15 protein-coding genes are annotated in these 17,820 nt (G+C 42.0%); all 15 read right to left on the reverse strand.

The window, feature by feature from the left end; translation table 11 throughout:
• Nucleotides 1-92: 92 nt before the first annotated feature.
• Entirely contained in the window at nt 93-1,520 is a 1,428-nt protein-coding gene (tilS, locus tag CDZ94_RS20745; RefSeq protein ID WP_096441111.1) for a tRNA lysidine(34) synthetase TilS, read from the reverse strand.
• The gene (locus CDZ94_RS20750; protein WP_096441113.1) at nt 1,504-1,950 is read right to left on the reverse strand and encodes a threonine/serine exporter family protein; all 447 of its coding nucleotides are present in this window, start codon (nt 1,948-1,950) and stop codon (nt 1,504-1,506) included. Before CDZ94_RS20750 ends, tilS begins: the two co-directional genes overlap by 17 nt.
• 18 nt (nt 1,951-1,968) lie before the next feature.
• A complete protein-coding gene (locus CDZ94_RS20755) occupies nt 1,969-2,724 on the reverse strand; it encodes a threonine/serine exporter family protein (RefSeq protein WP_096441115.1) in 756 nt (251 codons plus the stop codon).
• Between the two features lie 136 nt (nt 2,725-2,860).
• Nucleotides 2,861-3,889, reverse strand: a complete 1,029-nt coding sequence (locus CDZ94_RS20760; protein ID WP_096441117.1) for a protein kinase domain-containing protein — start codon at nt 3,887-3,889, stop codon at nt 2,861-2,863.
• Nucleotides 3,855-4,592 carry a vWA domain-containing protein gene (locus tag CDZ94_RS20765; protein ID WP_096441119.1) on the reverse strand — a complete coding sequence of 246 codons (738 nt, stop codon included), beginning with the start codon at nt 4,590-4,592 and terminating at the stop codon, nt 3,855-3,857. The genes CDZ94_RS20760 and CDZ94_RS20765 overlap by 35 nt, the downstream gene beginning before the upstream one ends.
• Before the next feature lie 146 nt (nt 4,593-4,738).
• Nucleotides 4,739-7,210 carry a stage II sporulation protein E gene (spoIIE, locus tag CDZ94_RS20770; protein WP_096441121.1) on the reverse strand — a complete coding sequence of 824 codons (2,472 nt, stop codon included), beginning with the start codon at nt 7,208-7,210 and terminating at the stop codon, nt 4,739-4,741.
• Between the two features lie 495 nt (nt 7,211-7,705).
• Nucleotides 7,706-8,137 (reverse strand): S1 domain-containing RNA-binding protein, encoded by a 432-nt coding sequence (locus tag CDZ94_RS20775; protein WP_096441123.1) that lies wholly within the window; start codon nt 8,135-8,137, stop codon nt 7,706-7,708.
• A gap of 105 nt (nt 8,138-8,242) precedes the next feature.
• Entirely contained in the window at nt 8,243-8,626 is a 384-nt protein-coding gene (locus CDZ94_RS20780) for an FtsB family cell division protein (protein WP_096441125.1), read from the reverse strand.
• A 2-nt stretch (nt 8,627-8,628) separates the two neighbouring features.
• Nucleotides 8,629-9,225, reverse strand: coding sequence for a spore cortex biosynthesis protein YabQ (gene yabQ / locus CDZ94_RS20785; RefSeq protein ID WP_096441127.1), 597 nt, complete (start codon nt 9,223-9,225; stop codon nt 8,629-8,631).
• The gene (gene yabP / locus CDZ94_RS20790) at nt 9,222-9,509 is read right to left on the reverse strand and encodes a sporulation protein YabP (protein WP_096441182.1); all 288 of its coding nucleotides are present in this window, start codon (nt 9,507-9,509) and stop codon (nt 9,222-9,224) included. Before yabP ends, yabQ begins: the two co-directional genes overlap by 4 nt.
• Before the next feature lie 110 nt (nt 9,510-9,619).
• Nucleotides 9,620-9,895, reverse strand: a complete 276-nt coding sequence (locus CDZ94_RS20795; protein WP_096441129.1) for an RNA-binding S4 domain-containing protein — start codon at nt 9,893-9,895, stop codon at nt 9,620-9,622.
• A gap of 30 nt (nt 9,896-9,925) precedes the next feature.
• Nucleotides 9,926-11,392: a bifunctional methyltransferase/pyrophosphohydrolase YabN gene (gene yabN, locus CDZ94_RS20800; protein ID WP_096441131.1), complete on the reverse strand. Its 1,467-nt coding sequence runs from the start codon at nt 11,390-11,392 to the stop codon at nt 9,926-9,928.
• Nucleotides 11,389-13,050, reverse strand: coding sequence for a putative polysaccharide biosynthesis protein (locus tag CDZ94_RS20805; protein WP_198520782.1), 1,662 nt, complete (start codon nt 13,048-13,050; stop codon nt 11,389-11,391). The genes yabN and CDZ94_RS20805 overlap by 4 nt, the downstream gene beginning before the upstream one ends.
• A gap of 316 nt (nt 13,051-13,366) precedes the next feature.
• The gene (gene spoVT / locus CDZ94_RS20810; RefSeq protein WP_096441134.1) at nt 13,367-13,906 is read right to left on the reverse strand and encodes a stage V sporulation protein T; all 540 of its coding nucleotides are present in this window, start codon (nt 13,904-13,906) and stop codon (nt 13,367-13,369) included.
• Nucleotides 13,907-14,118: 212 nt separating this feature from the next.
• Nucleotides 14,119-17,664, reverse strand: a complete 3,546-nt coding sequence (gene mfd / locus CDZ94_RS20815) for a transcription-repair coupling factor (RefSeq protein ID WP_245415794.1) — start codon at nt 17,662-17,664, stop codon at nt 14,119-14,121.
• Nucleotides 17,665-17,820: the final 156 nt, after the last annotated feature.

Here is a 17,820-nt window from a genome sequence, read left to right on the forward strand (position 1 = left end):
TTAAGCCTCCTAGAGTATAGTCCGATCTTTTTTCCACATCACAGACAACATTATGTATGAGTGAGTCTTTTGTAAAATATTTCTGTTGTCCTTTATTTACCTTCCCCAAAAAACTCAGCGTCTAACTCACATTTCAAAAAGAGAACATCCTGCGTTTGATCCGTAACGAGAGCGACCGAAGACCGGGCCAGCCCCGGAATCCAAATAATCCGGTCTTTTTGATCAACTACGACAGGCCATCGATCACGAAGGTGACGAGGAACCTTTTTATCCATAAACAAGTCCTTTACCTTTTTAGATCCTTTCATTCCTATTGGTGAAATTCGGTCTCCCTTTTGCCGGGATCGTACAGTTAACGGTAAAGGTAGCTCATGAAATTTTCCAGCAAAACTCCACATACTGGCGTTGTCGTTTCTTTTAGCCGAACTCTGAAGAACAGATGCTGTTATCTTACCCTCATTGAAAGGAACAATGCCAGGCACAGACAATTGCCAGGCTTTTTTTTCTTTAGGTGACCCTTCCTCTTTTTCCCGAACCGATAAGACACAAGTATCATATGACCTTCGGACAAAAAGATCTCCCGGAAAATTGAGACTACCGGAAGGATGTTCATGCTGCAGCAAATCAAGAAATGCGTTCATATGTACACTTAATGTTTCAACCTGATTTTCGTCTATGGAAAGATAGTTTAATATTAGATGAAAGCCCCTCCTTTGTAAAGGGATTGGCATATTCAGATAATCCGAAATCGAAAGGACGATTTCACCGCTTCGTTTTTTTAAAACCGCTTGCGCTATCTTCTCTTCGGTTAGGTGCAGAAGATAATCACCATCTTCCTTCAGCCACTCACTTTGCTGTTGGAATCGCTCATGGACTTTTGGGTTCTCCTGTTTTAAAAACGGAAGTACATGATGTCTGAAACGATTACGCGTATAGTTAAGTTCGTTATTGCTTTCATCCACTCGGTAAGATAGACCATTGTATGAACAATAATCGATAATGTCATCTTTACTGATACAAAGAAAAGGCCGAATAATGTTTCCTTGGGTAAACGAACGTCGCACTGGGATACCCCGAAGCCCATCTCTTGCTCCGCGTACTTGCCGCATGACCATCGTTTCCACTTGATCATCCCCATGGTGGCCCATCGCCAACGCTTGAGCATTAAGCTCCTTCATCTTTTTTTCAAAATAAGCATACCTGCACTTCCGGGCCGCTGCTTGAGTTGTAAGCCCATGCTTTTTAGCATAATCGCGAACATCCACCTGTTCAATAAAGTACGGTATCTGATTTTCCACACAAAATTGTTTTACAAAGGTCATGTCTTCTATAGAAGATTCTCCTCGCAACCCGTGCTCAACATGAAGAGCGTACACATCAAGGTGCCATGTTTCTGCTTTGCTAAGTAAGTAATGTAACAAACCAATGGAATCTGGTCCTCCAGAAGTGGCCACTAAAACCGTATCACCTTTTTTTATTAACCCATTTCTATCAATGAACCGATCAACGGTTTGTTTCATAACGGTGACCAATCCCCTTCCCAAATGAAAATACAGCTAAAGCAAAGACTAGGCCAGCAGCAATAGCCCCTGCACGAAGCATCGTTTCCACCCCATACTCTAAACCTTTTAAATACTCTCCTTCCACAAAGGACAGCATCGTAAAGTACGCCCGGCTTCCTGGAACTAAAGGGATAATGCCTGGGATCGCAAGTGTTGTTACCGGGATTCTAACTAAACGAGCAAGAAGATGTGAAATTACAGCTGCAACAAGAGAAGCAAGTGCTGTTGAAAAAACAGGCGATGCCTCAAAAAAAAGAGCGATACTAAAAATCGAGTATGCGATCACACCAATGCCACCACCGAGTAGCAACGCTCGTTTCGGAACACTAAAAATGACACCAAACCCAATGGTAGCCAAAAAGCAAATCACAAGCTCAATCATAAACATAGCCTTTCGCTCCCTTCGTTAAAGAAACAATGAAATAGCAAATGCGACACCACTGGCTATGGATAAAGAAGTCAACAAAGCTTCAGCTCCCCTGCTTACGCCTGCTACTAAGTCACCAGACATAAGATCTCGGACTGCATTGGTAAGTGGAACTCCAGGTACTAAAGGCATTAAAGAGCCGATGACAACCTGGTTAACATCACTCCCCAACCCGAAAAATACTAAGGCTATTGCTAAAGAGCCACCGAGAAAAGCTGCAACAAATTCAGCTGCAAAACGTACTTTTAAATACCTTTCAAACTCAACAACAGTGACACTCGTGAGTATAGCCGCTAAAAATGCGGGGAATAAATCCGGCCAACCACCACCAAATAGAAACGCAAACCCACCTCCAGCTACTCCGGCGCTTAAATGTATAAGCGATAAAGGATATGGGACTGGTGCTTTGGCAATTTCCTTAAGCTTTACGAGTGCCTCTTCTACAGTGAGGTCTCCATTAACAAACTCCCGGGATACTTGATTGACCTCTGTCACCTTGTTTAAATCCTGAAGTCGATCATCTACCCGGACCATTTGCATAGAGTCTTCCTTGCCCTTTTCTTCAAAGGAGAGAAATATTCCAGTTGTCGTAGCAAAACAATGAACGTTAATAAAGGAAGCAGCTTTTGCCATCCGCTCTATTGTTTCTTCAACACGATAGGTTTCTGCGCCATAGGTGAGCATAATCTCACCTGCCAACAGACATATATCCATCACCTTGTCTGCTTTCCCCATGGTTTGCCCCCTTATCGTCCAATTCACTTTTACTGCTTTTTGAAAACAGGTTTCTTTATGAGATAAGAATGTGAAAAAATCTACGTTTCAAATGTAGCTCCAGCGCTCATGACCAAGGCGCCTTTCGCTTTTCTTGTTACATCATTTGTACAAATAAGTATAGAACATATGCTAAAAGAAGGAAAGAGGCTACAAGAAAGGTCTCAACTAGTCCGGATGAGCGTTTTTTTTCGACGCGTTTTTTCCTTTTGTATGCTTTTCGATTTTGTGGCTGTTTTGATGGTATTTCACCTTTCAATGGACCTGCTTTTTTCTCTCTTACCAATTGTTGAGACTTAGCAGGCTTTCGAAACGACGTCTGCCCGATTAAATCAACAAGCGCTTTCCTCATCTCCCAAGCCTCGTTATATCGGCCCAACAGTCCATTCTTAATAATCTGCTCATAATGCTTCAAAGCTGGTTTAGCTGACACTCTGCTCATTAAATACGAGAGGTTTTCTTTTTCATTACGGTCAAATCGGGAAGGATATGCACTGTTAATCATCAGCATTGATACGGAAAACAAATCATAAGGAGCTTCTGCCTTTCGTCCTCCTAATCCCCAATACCCTCGATCAAAAAACTCTGTATACTCTTTAACCGCACGCCCCATCCTCGTGGTTCCTCCAACATCAAACCACCTTATACGCACCGGAGGACCTGTAACAAGAAGGTTTTCTGGCTTCAAATCACCGAATACCCACCCTTCTTGATGAAGACGGTCCAAGTCACTCAACAATTGGACAACTAAAATCCCAATCCATTCCTGCCCTCGGTTCTTCAAAAACGGAATGACCTCTTCCCCTTCCAAATACTCCATCACATAAAACGGAAAGGTCCCTGCCGATGTAACAAGATCATCAACATCGAAAAGAGAAGGCCCAAGGTGATTTCCTTGGACCTTAGAGAAATGACGAAGTACGTTCACTTCAGACGTAATCGACATCGCATCACGACCAACTTTTAAAGCAGCTAGATTATTATTCATTCTCGTTAAATAAACGGTCCCTGTAGCGCCCCATCCTAGCTCCTTAATAATTTGGTAGCGATTTCCTTGCCATCTGCCAACTACCTTCTGACCAGAGTGTAGTTTACATCCCTGTTTCTTCGATATCGATTCTTTCATCCCGCTCGCCCTCACTTTTCTCCATACGCTTATAAAAAATGCGAAGGGCCTCTTGTAACGCTGGGCCGGTTGGGGTCAATCCTCCCGGGGACAGTTTTTTGAACACACCGGACAACGATTCCAAGTCAGGAGTCCAATATAACCTTTTGTCAAGGTCCTTCCGTTTTCCTGGGAAGGAATAAAGAGAAAATTGGTTTGCTCCCGTTCTTGAACGCAAGCTGACGGACAGATCAACCAAAGCTTCCTGAACCATTGGCAGCTTTGTTTTCATACTTGCACTCGTATCCACTAAGATCAGCACTTCAAGATTCATCGTTTCTCCAAGGTCATCGACAACTTCCACCACTTGGCCTCTCTTTGCAGGTGCTAAGTCTTCAAGCTCTTGTTCTTCTCCTAAAATCTGCTGCAGCTCTTTATTAACGACCCCTTGAATCGTCTGGGTCATCGCTTTTCTCGTTACCATCTGCACGGTTTGCGAGAGTTGTCGTGCATAAACAATCTGACTAATCCCACCTCCAGCCATCGCAATTTCTTCTACCTCTTTTAATCCATGATCACTCGTCTGCGTTTCTTCAAGAATACCGATAACATTGACCGTAATCCCTTCTTCTTTTGCGAGTGTTGCAATTGCAATAGGGTCGTCACCTGAATTCGAACACCCGTCAGTCAACAGTAAAATTTGTCTCAACGTTCCTTTACGCATCTCTTTCCCTCCAAAATGATAGAACTAGTATCATCATTTACAAGATTGAAAGAGATTATACTAGTTATCAGCGAGGGGAGAGACCTTTGTTAGGGTTCACTCGTACCCTCCGACTATTCTCTAATATGCACGCCCCCTTTTATTTCTTACACAAACGCTTTTTCTTCAAAGGATACCGGTATTGTAGCCCATTTTGGTAAATGGTGGTCTACCCTTGCGACAAGGACTGTCATATCATCGTGGATTCCTCCCCCTTCACGTATGACCCTTTCCATCAATAAATCCGCCACCTCCTGGGGGTCATTCGTTTTCATCTCATTGATGACTCTTTTCATCCACACTTCTTTGTTTTCAATATTCACAGGTCCATCGAAAATGCCATCACTCATCATGATCAGCAAATCCCCTGATTTTAACTGTTCATTTACGACATCAACCTCAACATCGGTAATCATTCCAATAGGCAAATTGCCAGATTCGATCATCTTCACCTGCCTCCCGCGTTTTAAAAAGCTTGGAATTGACCCGACCTTCAAGAATTTCGCCGAAGCATCCTGCATATCAATCATCGCCAAGTCTAAAGTAGAAAACATTTCTTCTTCAGAGCGAAGAGCCAAAACAGAATTAATAGACTTTATCGCTACGGTCTCTTCAATACCTGACCTTAAAATGTTTTGCAATAATTCAATGGTATCGTTACTCTCTAAATGAGCTCTCCTTCCATTCCCCATCCCGTCACTTATCGCGAGTGCGTACTTACCAGCCCCCAATTCCATCGTGGAATAACTGTCTCCTGACACCCATTTTCCTCCTTTAGCAGTTTGAGAAGCCCCTGTCGTTAGTACATACTGTTTAGCAGACCCAAATACAAGTCTTTCTGCCCCTCCAGCTAAAGATGCTTTTTCTGTATGTTTAACAACAACGGTTTCTTTCAAAATATGAGAAAGTAGCGGGGCAATCACTTTTTCTCCTTCGTTATAGTCATTATGTGAAATGATCATTTCAATATCAACGCTTCCATTATCCAGAGAGTACACCTCAACTTGTTCCACAAGAACTCCTGCTTGTTTTAACGCTTCACTAATTTGATCTTCCTGAAGCTCATGTGTTTTTTGCTCCCGCTGGATGTCTTTTGCGAAATCTTCCATCACACGAGAAACCCCTCGAAGTTGATCAGCCACTAAACGTCGGCTTTCGTTAATTTGCCGGCGCAATTGTTTATTTGCGTGTAACTGACCAATTTCGTCTTTCACAGCACGAATTACTTTGTCATTTTTTATACAATGGCTATGTAAATCAGCCATGAGCCTCCTATCATAAACATCTTTGTTTAGTTCAACTTCATGCATTGTCCTCTCCATCAAATTGTATGTTTCTGAAAACTTTCGAGTCCAACACTGGTGTTTTTTCATACATGTCTGACACGTTTTCTCTGTTACTTTGCTGAGGAAGATGTCCACATCTTTTCCTGTTTCTTTACCCTTATTTGCCGACTCCACTTCTGAAAAGCTATTGGATAAGGTGTTAAACAACCTTGAAAACTGTTCCACTTTGCCTGCTGTTAAATCACGAATTTTTCTTAAGTATTGCTGCTGTTCAAGCGAATGTTCAGCTGTCCCTGGAATATAACGAGCAAGATGCTCGATCCATCGGTTAGGAGTCACTAAAAAGATCGCAATCGCCACTGAGCTCTCAAGCAGAGAAATACTCATAGCACTTTGGTTATCACCGTACATCCCCATTAACCCCGTTCCAATGAGCAGCCCGAGACAAACTCCGACCTTTTTCCCCTCTTTCAAAAGCCCGCCAAGAAGTCCTGAAAAAGCAAGTAAGCTCATATGAAAGAGGTTAGCCACATTGGCAAGACTTAAAATCAACCCGATTACAACCCCGACAGTTGAGCCGATAGCAGCTCCTCCTACAAAAGCAAACATAAGTACGAGGTACCGTGCAATAATGAATTCGACAGACAGGTTGTAAATGAGCCAACCGACCGTCCCCGTCATAACCGAAGCTAGGAAAATAACAATACTTACAATTTCCTCATGACGTAATGACATTTTATTTTTTCTTTCAAAAAGAATTGGGATGCTCTGAAAAAAGATCAATGTTACAACTAAAGCAAGTCCCGCTTCAACGGCTGCCACCATTGCCGCGTATCCACTCACCCCTTCTTGAATGGATAGGACAGAAAACCGAACTGCAGCCACCGTCATAAAAACGGTCATTGGAATCAAATTGCTTTGTGGCCTGATCGCTGTCACAATCCGGTGCAAAATGAGGTAGCCAACCGTAGCCCCTATCGCGTAAGCTGCAAATGAAATGGAAATAGTTGAGGCTCCAACCCAAAGGGAAAGAAGTGCCCATTTCGCTTTAGATTTTTGCCAATGGAGGATAACAGCTAAAAAGGGGACAGCAAATGGTAAAAGGTGCATAAGAATGACCGCTCGACCAAGAAGAAAGCCAATTAGAATAATCCAACCTGTACGTTGTGCATTTTTTACAACCGGTTTGTCAAACCAAGCAGCTATTCTTTTAGAAAGTCGGGAGAATGGTTTCGCTGGTAACGGGAGTACTGAAGTTTGTCCAGTCATACGATAAGTCAGACGTCCTAACATATGCAAGCACCACCTGTTCCTAATAGTGGTAACATTATAAACATGCTTGTACTAAAGATTTTGTCAAAAGAACCTAACAAGGCAAAAAAAATTCTCGACGACTTTCATTGAGATTCGTACTGCATTTTTCTTTTTCTCCATACATGTCCTTTGAAAGTAAAGCACTATCGAATTAAAAAACGACGCTTAAGCCTAGACAGACACGGATTCGACTTAATATTTTAATAATGAAAATTCTGACAAATAATAATGGATGAACAACTCATCTTCCAACGTTCACTCTTTTCTGACGTTCGTGGAGGATTTTGAATGTTTAAGGAGGAGTAATTCTACACAGAGCTACTTGGAACCCTAAATAAATTAAGTTTAATAACAAGAAAACCGCAAGGCGCCTAAAGCTAAACACGAAACGTAGATTTTTATGCGTTCTTAACTCATAAGAAAAACACTTACCTAGAAGGTAAGTGTTTGAATATATTTATTCAGCAGCAAGAGTTATTTTTTAGCTCCTCGACCCCCACGCTTTGATTCCGTTTGTCGCTTTAATGTGGATAAACGCTCTTCACTGTCTTTTAAGAATCGATTCATCTTATCTTCAAATGACATCGTTCTTTGACGAGGTTGTCGAGGTCCACTGCCTCCCCGCTTTGGCGGGCGACCTTGACCTTGACTTGAACCTTGACCGGCTGGTTTGTCTTTTGCCTTACGGATAGACAAACCAATCTTGCCATCACTTTCCACATTTAAAACTTTTACTTCTACTTCGTCACCGACAGTTAAATGCTCATTAATATCCTTCACATAATTATCAGCAACTTCACTAATGTGTACGAGGCCTGTGGATCCTCCTGGGAGTTCAACGAATGCTCCAAAGTTTGTAATTCCAGTGACTTTTCCTTTCAGCTTGCTGCCTACTTCAATCGACATGTAAAAAATGCTCCTCCTTAAATGTTGAAAAAATTCATATAACTCTAGTTCAAAAAGTTGAACATTCTCATATACTTACATTATACCGATGTATTCCGAATTGTGTCAATCCGATGACGAACGCGGCAATTGAAAAAGTGTTTCTCCCGGCTTTGTCAGAAAAAAGTCTCTTCTTGCGATTTCAGCGATATAATCATAATCCTGGAGGAGTTCAATTTCCTCTCTCAGGTCGGTCTCTTCCTGCTGTAGGTAAACGAGTGTTTCATCCAGTTCTTCTTGTTGCTGCTCCTGTTGTTGAATCGTTGTATGTTGAGAATGTAAAGTGAAGACAGTGAAAATAAACATCGCAAACATGAGAATACCGAAAACAGACATTCGACGGACAAGTCCTTTTCTTCTTCGTTTCTTCTGTTCTTTTAATTTCTCTTGTTCCTCTGCATACTGAGAAGCGAGTCGTTCAAACGTTACTCTGCGATGGTCGTGCATCATCTTCACCTCTTTCTCTTTTTAAACCAATCCATACATCGCCTGAACTGAGCCGTTATTTGGTTGATCCAATTTATCATTATGTTTTTCCATCGAACAAGAAAATCAAAGCGAACACCGATCTTTTCTAGCCCCCAACGAATCGGTGTAATAATAATTTTTAATAAAAAATAAACAATTCTCCAAATTGTGGATAATATAATCATACATAAGGCTAGTACAACTTGCAAGAACCATTTTATCGGAGCAATAACCAGGACTTTTATAAGTTTCACGAAAAATTTAAAAACAGATATTGTAAATTGAATCATCCATTCTAGTATTTTTCGAAATGTCTGCTGAAAAAGAGCCCGGTACGTTGCATAGCCAAGCAGCAATGCAAGGAGTACATAAAATCTCATTTCACCTTCATTGACTCGTAAAAGAACGTAAAATAAAAGCAACCCTTGTGCAAACCAAAAAAACAGATCATTTACAAGGTGGGTCCATCTAAACTGACGAGGGGTGCCAAGGAATCGGTGATACGTATCCATGGCTGCCCCTAACCATATGCCCATCACTGTCATGACCAGCATCGTCTCAAATTGAATTTCAAGCGTCACTTGAATAACTTCCCGAAGAATCCTTTAGATTTATCACCATTATGCTGATCTAAATAAACGAGATCGTCCACTCTTCCTTTTATGGAGACATTCCCTTCGTCCACATCTAGGTTTTTCATTTGCAAATGCTGGCCGCGAATCGACAGATACCCCATCTCTGTTTCTAGTAAAAATTCTTCATTATCAAAGCTTTCAACTTGTTTAACCCCAGTAATTTCAAGAGATTTTCTGCCTTTCATGTTAATATTATGATCTCGTGGATTACGCCCTTGTCCACTTGGCATAATGTCATATGATTGATTCATTGGACTACCCTCCTCAAACTCTTTGCTTCAATTGTATGAGTGGGCAGTCGGGATTAGAACAAGCCTTCTTTTTTTAAGATGTCATCCCTTTATCGTAGCGGATCTTCTTCACGAAGCGACTCTTCTTTTATCAGCGTGTAGAGAGTAGCTGCATCGTCTTTTTTTGCCGCTTCTTCCAGCCGATCAATTTTTACCGTCACTCTCTTTTGGCCAAAACGGATCGTCATTTCATCTCCTACTTTAACATTCGTTCCTGCTTTTGCAGTTTGACCGTTTACCTGAATCCGACCTTGTTCAGCCACTTCTTTTGCGAGTGTTCTTCTTTTAATCAGCCGTGATACTTTTAAAAACTTATCAATTCTCATTGTCTCTTCCCCTTTCAAAGCACGAAGTCTTTATAATCCTTTTTGCTTCGCCTCGTCCCATAGCGCATCAAGTTCATCCAATGTCCGTTCGTTCCACTCAAGTCCTTGATTTTGAAGTACTCCTTCGATGTAACTAAAGCGGCGGATAAATTTTTCATTCGTTAGCCTTAGTGCTTCTTCAGGCTCAATTTCGTGATACCTGGCAAGGTTAACGAGTGTAAATAAAACGTCACCGAACTCACCAACTGAAGCTTCCTTGTTTTCTGCTTCAAGCTCCTGTTCCCATTCTGCTATTTCTTCGCGGAGCTTCTCATACATTGGGACTGCATCTCCCCAATCAAAGCCGACCTTAGCTGCTTTCTTTTGAACTTTATATGCTCGTAAAAGGCTCGGCATCGCTTTTGGAATACTATCAAGCAGTCGATGTGGTTCTTCTTGACCGTTTTTTTCAGCTTGCTTTATTTCTTCCCACTGAGTCACAACTGCATCTGCATCGTTCGCCTCTGTTTCTGCAAATACATGAGGATGGCGGCGGATCATTTTTTCTGTAATCGACTGTATGACATCACTTACGGAAAAATACCCTTCATCTTCACCAATTTGCGCATGCAACATTACTTGCAAAAGAACGTCCCCTAATTCTTCGGCAAGGTGGTCCACGTCTCCTTCATCAATCGCTTCAAGAACTTCATACGCTTCTTCTAATAAATAGGGCTTAAGCGACTCATGGGTTTGCTTTTTATCCCACGGACATCCATTTGGACCTCGGAGGATGGCGATGACATCACGAAGTTTAGAAAACTCATGGGTACGTAAGTATTCGTCCTTAACAGGTGGTACGTAAACGGCAGTAAGGTTATTCAATTGCGTTACCCGATCTAATTCAAAGAGTGGGACTTCACAAAGGCTTTCTTGATCGCTTCCCGCAGCGGTAACAACCGTAACTTGATAATCATCGGGCAAAATATCCATTAATGTAAGCTTGACTTCTGAAGCAACAAAAGCATCATACACTTGGCAAATAACAATGTGCTGGCGAAGCTGTAAATCATCCCGCTCTAATGCCGTGCCGTCCACGAGTTGGAAGCCGTCAATTGGATCTATTTTCAGCGAAGCGAATACTGGATCTAAGAAGCTTTGCCCGCCACCAATGTGAACATTCAGACCGTGGCGCTCACTTTCATTTAACAGACGTTGAACCGTTTCCTCAGCTACAAGAGGATGGCCTGGTACTGCATAGACGATATCTTTTTGCTTTGCTTCTTCAACGAGCTTTGCAGTAATGGCTTCATATACATCAATAAATTGATCGTGCTGTTCATAAACGTGATCAAAGCTAACTGGCGTAACTCCTTCCTCCTTTAGCTCTACCAAAACAGGATGATGTGCAGTTCTCACATATAAAGGGGAGGCTTGTTTTATTTGACGGTACAGTCCTAGCGGTAGTTGATTCAAGTCTCCTGCACCTAACCCGATAACAGTAATGGTATGAGTCATTGACTTCCATCTCCTTTTTTACGCTCCATACGTTCGAAAAGTGTATTGATTTTGGGCAGGTTTTCCCACTCTGCCCGTTCTAGCATATTTCCTTTAATGACGATGTAAAGAAACAATGCGCCCCCAACCGCTGCAGACGATATGGCAAGACCAGCACTAGCCGCTCGAGACGCTATATTATCTAGCATGTATAGCCCACTATACTGCCAAACAAAGGCCCCTGCTCCCATTCCAGCGATAACAGCCATCCATTTAAATGTAGCTAATACCATGTTTTCTCCGACAATGCTTTTAGTAAGAACAGCGCGGACAACAAATGCTGACATCACCGTAAAACTGAAGACACTAGCAAGAGCAGCACCTTCTATCTGGAAAAGGGGAACCAAGAAAATGTTTGCTGCCACTTTTACTACAAGACCAGTAATAAGAGCCAAAAATAACGCCCTTCTTTTCCCCAATCCATGCAAGACTGCAGCACCTGTAAGGAATAAAGAAGCAGGGAGCACTGTAAAGCTAAGGATTTGTAAGGCGAATTCCCCTTGACGATCGGTAAATAGCATTGGATTTAAAGAAGGCATTATCATAACGAGACCAATTGCAGCAGCTCCTCCAAACACAGCTCCCACCTTTAGTGCACGTTTAGTGTATAGTTGGACAGCTTGTGTGTTTTTATTTAACGATGCTTGAGCAATTAATGGAACTAGACTTAAAGAAAAAGACGTAGTAATTACGGTTCCCATCTGAACAACTGGCCAACCACGGTCGTAAGTCCCTTTATTCACTGCAATCCATTCCAACGGGAGCCCTGTAAATCCCAACAAGCGAACCATCGTTAATGCATCAATCAATTGCATGAGAATCAGAGACATGGCACTCAAACAGACAAAAAAGCCACCTGCTAGGATGGTCTTTACGTGAGTTGGCCAATGAATAGGCGCTGCAGGGACAGGTCCCCTTATTGTAAGTGATGCTCTTTGGTTTGATTTTCTTTTTATAAAGATAATTAGAGTGATAAGAGCTGCAATAGTACCTGCAAAGGAACCTAAAGCAGCAGCAGACCCCGCTGCATAAGGCCCGTAGTGTTTCATTGCCCAAGCTGAAAAAATTAGGATCACAATGATTCTTACTACTTGTTCTGTTACTTGAGACAGGGCGGAAGGTGCCATCAGTTGCATTCCTTGGAAATACCCACGCATAACGGAGACAAAAGGGGTAGCTAAAAACGGTGTTGCCATCGCTCGGATTGGCCATGTTAAGTTCGCATCACCAATCGCATTGGCCAGGACTGGGGCCGCTACAAATAAAACTCCTCCTAAAACAAGGTTGACTGCTCCCACTGTCAATAACGAAACTCTAAAAAGGGTTTTCACACCATGAAGCCCTCGTGCAGCATATTCCTCTGAAATCATTTTAGACAGTATAACCGGGAATCCATAGGTAGCCAGCACAAGGGCAATCCCATAAAACGGATAAACCTGCTGGTACACATAAAATCCGACGTCTCCCGTAATGTTTTGATACGGTACCTTGTATACCGCACTAAGAAACTTAACAACAATCGCGGCCAAAGAGAGGTAAAGGGCGCCTTTAATAAAAGAATCCCCCGTTTTTGATTTTCTCATTTCTTCAGCTCTCCCTGGTTTCCTTACATCTCTCATTCTCGACCTCTCCTGGTGCATCCGTTCACAAAATTGTCAGGGGACTGTCCCCCGAACTTTTATTTGGTTATTATAGCATATTTGGGTGGGTACTGGCTTAGAGGAGTCTTTATGCCAGCAATGTAGTATCTCTTTTTGAGCGAGCCCTTGCATTACAAGTAAAGCGCAAGCACTTTGGTCACAAGCTACTAGAACTGTAGCGGCCTTTTATTAAAAACATGGCGTGAGGATAGCTGTCTACCAATAAACTCTTACCGTTAAACGAAAGAGAGCTATGCAATAAGCGGCATAGCTCCCTCGACTTCACTATGAGTATTTATTGTTCCATTTGTCGCGCTAAGAACCCGGCTGCTGTTTCAGCAAGCTTCTTTTCTACATCTCCCATTTTTGCAGCTTCTTTTGCCACGAGTACGACAGCTCCGATCGGATCTCCACTTGCAATAATGGGTGCGATAACGTAGCCGTTTAACTCATCTTTCGCTTCTCCTGCAATGTTGTACTCGCCTGACTTAGATTCGAGCAATGTTTTCCGTTCACTCATAGCAGATTCCACTAGTTCGCCAATACTTTTATTGGCGTAGTCTTTTTTCGATCCTCCTGCTACTGCAATATAGGTGTCTCGATCAGCAATTAATACAGGATGACTTAGGCTGTCATACAGAGCTTCAGCATATTCCTTTGCAAAGTCCCCCAATTCAGAGATTGGAGAGTATTTCTTTAAGATGACTTCACCGTCGCGGTCAACAAAGATCTCCAATGGGTCCCCTTCCCGTATCCTTAAGGTACGACGAATTTCTTTGGGGATGACGACCCGGCCTAAATCATCAATTCGACGAACAATTCCAGTTGCCTTCATACATACGTTGCCTCACTTTCCTTGTTGTAATCACGTTGATGTACGTTTCGTGTAAGCAATGTTCGTAGCTTAAACTTGTCCTTATTATCCATCTAAAAAGTAGAACTATTCACCAATTGAAGAATAAAATTGTCACTTTCCTAAGAGTTAGATCATTTTAATTTTCTCATCAGTAAAAACAGGCCCCCCTAGAGAGGCCTGTTATCAATGGATTATCCTACTTTTTCTTTTCTTACCTCATCAAAATCAGAGAGCGTATTTTCTAATATCGTTAAATACTGACCGTCTTTTAAGTTCTTTCTTTTCACATGGATTGTAATGGAATTGCCTGTCATCGATAAATTCATCTTCCGTGAAATCTGATTCACAAGAGAAAACAGCTTGGATCCATCGATCGTTGTTGTGGCCTCTTCTGTTAACAACAACTTGCATTCGTTGTTTTTTTCTACAATAGAGTGTACGCCCTCTTGTTGTGAGTAGGCTTTAATTTTGGCCACTTGGAATAAATATTTCACTTCCTCAGGAAAGTCACCGAAGCGATCAATCATCTCATTTTGTAAATCGAGAATATCGCGTTGAGTTTTGAGCGCTTTAAATCGTTTATACATATCGATCTTTTGTTTCGAGTCGGGTATGTACGATTCAGGAATATACGCATCAACTTTAATATCGAATTCCATTTCATGTGTATCTTTTTTCGGAGGCTTGTTTTCTTGGAACTGAACTTTACGCTCATCAATTGCTTCTTTGAGCATTTGTGAATAGAGATCAAAACCAACAGAGGCAATAAACCCATGCTGTTCAGCACCTAATAAGTTCCCTGCTCCTCGAATCGATAAGTCGCGCATCGCGATTTTAAATCCAGAACCGAGCTCGGTAAATTCTTTAATCGATTGTAGACGTTTTTCAGCGACTTCTGTTAACACCTTATCCCGTTGATGAGTGAAATACGCATACGCGACTCGGTTTGAACGACCTACGCGTCCTCGCAATTGATAAAGTTGCGACAGCCCCATCTTATCTGCATCATAAATAATCAGCGTATTGACATTCGGAATATCAACGCCCGTTTCAATAATCGTTGTCGTCACCAAAACATCAGCATTTCCTTCAAGAAAATCGAGCATCACATTTTCAAGCTCTGTCTCGGTCATTTTCCCATGGGCAAATCGGACTGATGCATCCGGAACGAGCATCGATATTTTATCTGCCATTGTTTCGATATCTTCCACACGGTTATAAAGGAAAAATACTTGTCCTCCTCTAGCAAGTTCCCTCTCAATAGCTTCTCGTGTGAGTGCTTCATTGAATTCCACAACATAAGTCTGAACTGGGAAACGGTTTTCTGGCGGTGTTTCAATCACAGACAAATCACGTACTCCTAGCATTGACATATGGAGGGTTCGCGGAATTGGTGTAGCCGTGAGCGTTAACACATCAACGTTCGCTTTTAATTGTTTAATTTTTTCCTTGTGGGTTACACCAAACCTCTGCTCTTCATCAACGACTAGTAAACCGAGGTTCTTAAATTCAACATCTTTCGAAAGCAAGCGATGCGTGCCAACGACAATGTCCATCGTACCTTTTCTTAGTACATCGACCGTTTCTTTTTGTTCTTTGCGGGACCGAAAGCGACTCATCAGCCCAATGTTTATCGCAAACTCCTGGAATCGTTCGCGAATCGTTTCATAATGCTGCTGAGCTAATATCGTCGTGGGCACAAGAAAAGCAACTTGTTTTCCATCCATAATAGCTTTAAAAGCAGCTCGCAAAGCAACTTCTGTTTTTCCATAACCAACATCACCGCAAAGGAGGCGATCCATCGGGCGATCTCGTTCCATATCCAGTTTAATTTCTTCGATAGCGGTAATTTGGTCATCCGTCTCCTGGTACGGGAAAGATGTCTCAAATTCCCGCTGCTCGGACCCGTCTTTTGTAAAGGCATGCCCTTTACTCGCTTCACGTTCTGCATATAATTTAATGAGGTCATCAGCAATATCCTCAACCGAAGAGCGGACTTTCCGTTTCACTTTTTTCCATTCACTTCCGCCCAAAGCATAAAGCTTAGGCTCTTTGTCTTCGGAACCTACGTATTTTTGCACTTGATCAATTTGTTCAACGGGCACATATAATTTGTCATCACCAGCATAGGTGATGTGCAAGTAATCTTTATGAATGCCACCAATATCAAGTGTATCGATACCTAAATATTTGCCGATACCGTGGTTAATATGGACAACCCAATCGCCTACTTTTAACTCAGAATAGCTTTTAATTCGTTCTGCATTCGATAGCTTCTGCCTACTACGCTTAGGTCGACGTGATTTTTTCGTAAACACTTCTTCTTCTGTCACAACAATAAGCCGCTGTAACGGTAATTCAAATCCGGCTGTCATGTGGCCGACAGTTATTAGCGCTTGTCCGTGGTGCGGCACCGCATCCGCTGAAGTTATCGCAGCTTCAATATCATAATCAGAGAGGACCTGCTTCATCCTTTCTGCACGACCCTGGTCTCCAGCCGCAAACAAAATTTTATATTCTGCTTCTTTCCAACGATTTACTTCTGTTTTTAACAAATGAAGCTGACCGTGAAAGTTTTGCATCGATTTAGCTTGAAAATTTACGATGTTTTTTGGAGCTGTTGAAGCAACGTGTCGTAAAAACAAGCTTAAATAAACACGAGGAACCTCAGCACTCTCTATTAATTCACTCCAACTCTTAGAAATGACTAAATCAGACACAGTCGCACCTTGAGCTAACATCGTTGTTTGCCATTCTGCCTCTTCTTTTTCTAAGCTTTGGGCCATTTCTTGCACACGCCCAATTTCATCAACAAAAACGGCGCTCCCCTCAGGCAGGTAGTCTAGCAAGGTCGCTTTTTCCTGATAATAATAAGCCATATATTTGTACATGGCATCGAAAGGCGTTTTTTCTTTTAGCCAGCCAATCTCTTCACCCACTTTTTCAGCCATCTTTTCTTTCGTTGCCGCATCTTTCATTCTCGAAAGGCTCTTTGAAAGCTGATGTTCGAGACGTTCTACTCCTGCTTTATAATGCTCATCAAATAATAGAACTTCTTTTGCCGGACCAATCCACACTTGTTTTACTTGCTTTTGGGAACGTTGTGTTTCCACATCAAAATAGCGGATCGAATCCACTTCTGTATCGAAAAGTTCAATTCGGATCGGGTGCTCTTCTGTAAGAGGATATATATCAATAATTCCACCACGTACACTAAATTCACCGGGAGATGATACCATGTCAACCCTGACAAACCCCATCGATACAAATCTTCCTAGTAAATCATCCAACTCTAAATCTTCGGCTAATTTCACTTGGACCTGGCACTTTTCCCAGACCGACTTTGGTGGTAACAATCTTCTTAAGCCAGCCATCGGTGTAATGACGATGCCCGGCTTTCCAGATGTCCACTGGTTTAACGCTTCAATCCGCTGTCCCCGCATTTCAGGGGATGCAACAGCAATCTCAGAAGCAATCAATTCATTAACAGGGTATAAAAACAGATGATCTTCATTTACTAGAGACGAAAGGTCATCATAAAGCTTTTGCGCTTGGTATAAATTATGTGTCACGATGAGCTGTGATCGATTTGCTTTTTGATAGATTGACGCCAGAAGTAATGAACGAGATGAACCAGTTAAACCTGCCACCATTTGCTCTGATAGACCGGCTTCAATACCATCGACCACACTTGCTACATCATCTCCTTGTAAAAAGGATTCTATTAAACCGTTCAATGGGATGTCCCCCCCTTTAAAAATTATTAGTTAAGAAGTTGTTTTAATGTTATTTAGGATCTTATCTCAACGCTGTTTTCTAAAATACTGTTGCTTTTAGCTTTTAAACGTTAGCTATTTTTCCCGGACTTGTTAGCCGCCCGCTTATATTATAGA

Source organism: Alteribacter populi (assembly GCF_002352765.1).
Lineage (GTDB): Bacteria > Bacillota > Bacilli > Bacillales > Salisediminibacteriaceae > Alteribacter > Alteribacter populi.

What these genes read in the sequence shown, in the direction of transcription:
- tilS (WP_096441111.1), bottom strand. Translation starts at nt 1,520, where the DNA reads ATGAAACAAACCGTTGATCGGTTCATTGATAGAAATGGGTTAATAAAA.
- CDZ94_RS20750 (WP_096441113.1), bottom strand. Translation starts at nt 1,950, where the DNA reads ATGTTTATGATTGAGCTTGTGATTTGCTTTTTGGCTACCATTGGGTTT.
- CDZ94_RS20755 (WP_096441115.1), bottom strand. Translation starts at nt 2,724, where the DNA reads ATGGGGAAAGCAGACAAGGTGATGGATATATGTCTGTTGGCAGGTGAG.
- CDZ94_RS20760 (WP_096441117.1), bottom strand. Translation starts at nt 3,889, where the DNA reads ATGAAAGAATCGATATCGAAGAAACAGGGATGTAAACTACACTCTGGT.
- CDZ94_RS20765 (WP_096441119.1), bottom strand. Translation starts at nt 4,592, where the DNA reads ATGCGTAAAGGAACGTTGAGACAAATTTTACTGTTGACTGACGGGTGT.
- spoIIE (WP_096441121.1), bottom strand. Translation starts at nt 7,210, where the DNA reads ATGTTAGGACGTCTGACTTATCGTATGACTGGACAAACTTCAGTACTC.
- CDZ94_RS20775 (WP_096441123.1), bottom strand. Translation starts at nt 8,137, where the DNA reads ATGTCGATTGAAGTAGGCAGCAAGCTGAAAGGAAAAGTCACTGGAATT.
- CDZ94_RS20780 (WP_096441125.1), bottom strand. Translation starts at nt 8,626, where the DNA reads ATGATGCACGACCATCGCAGAGTAACGTTTGAACGACTCGCTTCTCAG.
- yabP (WP_096441182.1), bottom strand. Translation starts at nt 9,509, where the DNA reads ATGCCAAGTGGACAAGGGCGTAATCCACGAGATCATAATATTAACATG.
- CDZ94_RS20795 (WP_096441129.1), bottom strand. Translation starts at nt 9,895, where the DNA reads ATGAGAATTGATAAGTTTTTAAAAGTATCACGGCTGATTAAAAGAAGA.
- yabN (WP_096441131.1), bottom strand. Translation starts at nt 11,392, where the DNA reads ATGACTCATACCATTACTGTTATCGGGTTAGGTGCAGGAGACTTGAAT.
- CDZ94_RS20805 (WP_198520782.1), bottom strand. Translation starts at nt 13,050, where the DNA reads ATGAGAGATGTAAGGAAACCAGGGAGAGCTGAAGAAATGAGAAAATCA.
- spoVT (WP_096441134.1), bottom strand. Translation starts at nt 13,906, where the DNA reads ATGAAGGCAACTGGAATTGTTCGTCGAATTGATGATTTAGGCCGGGTC.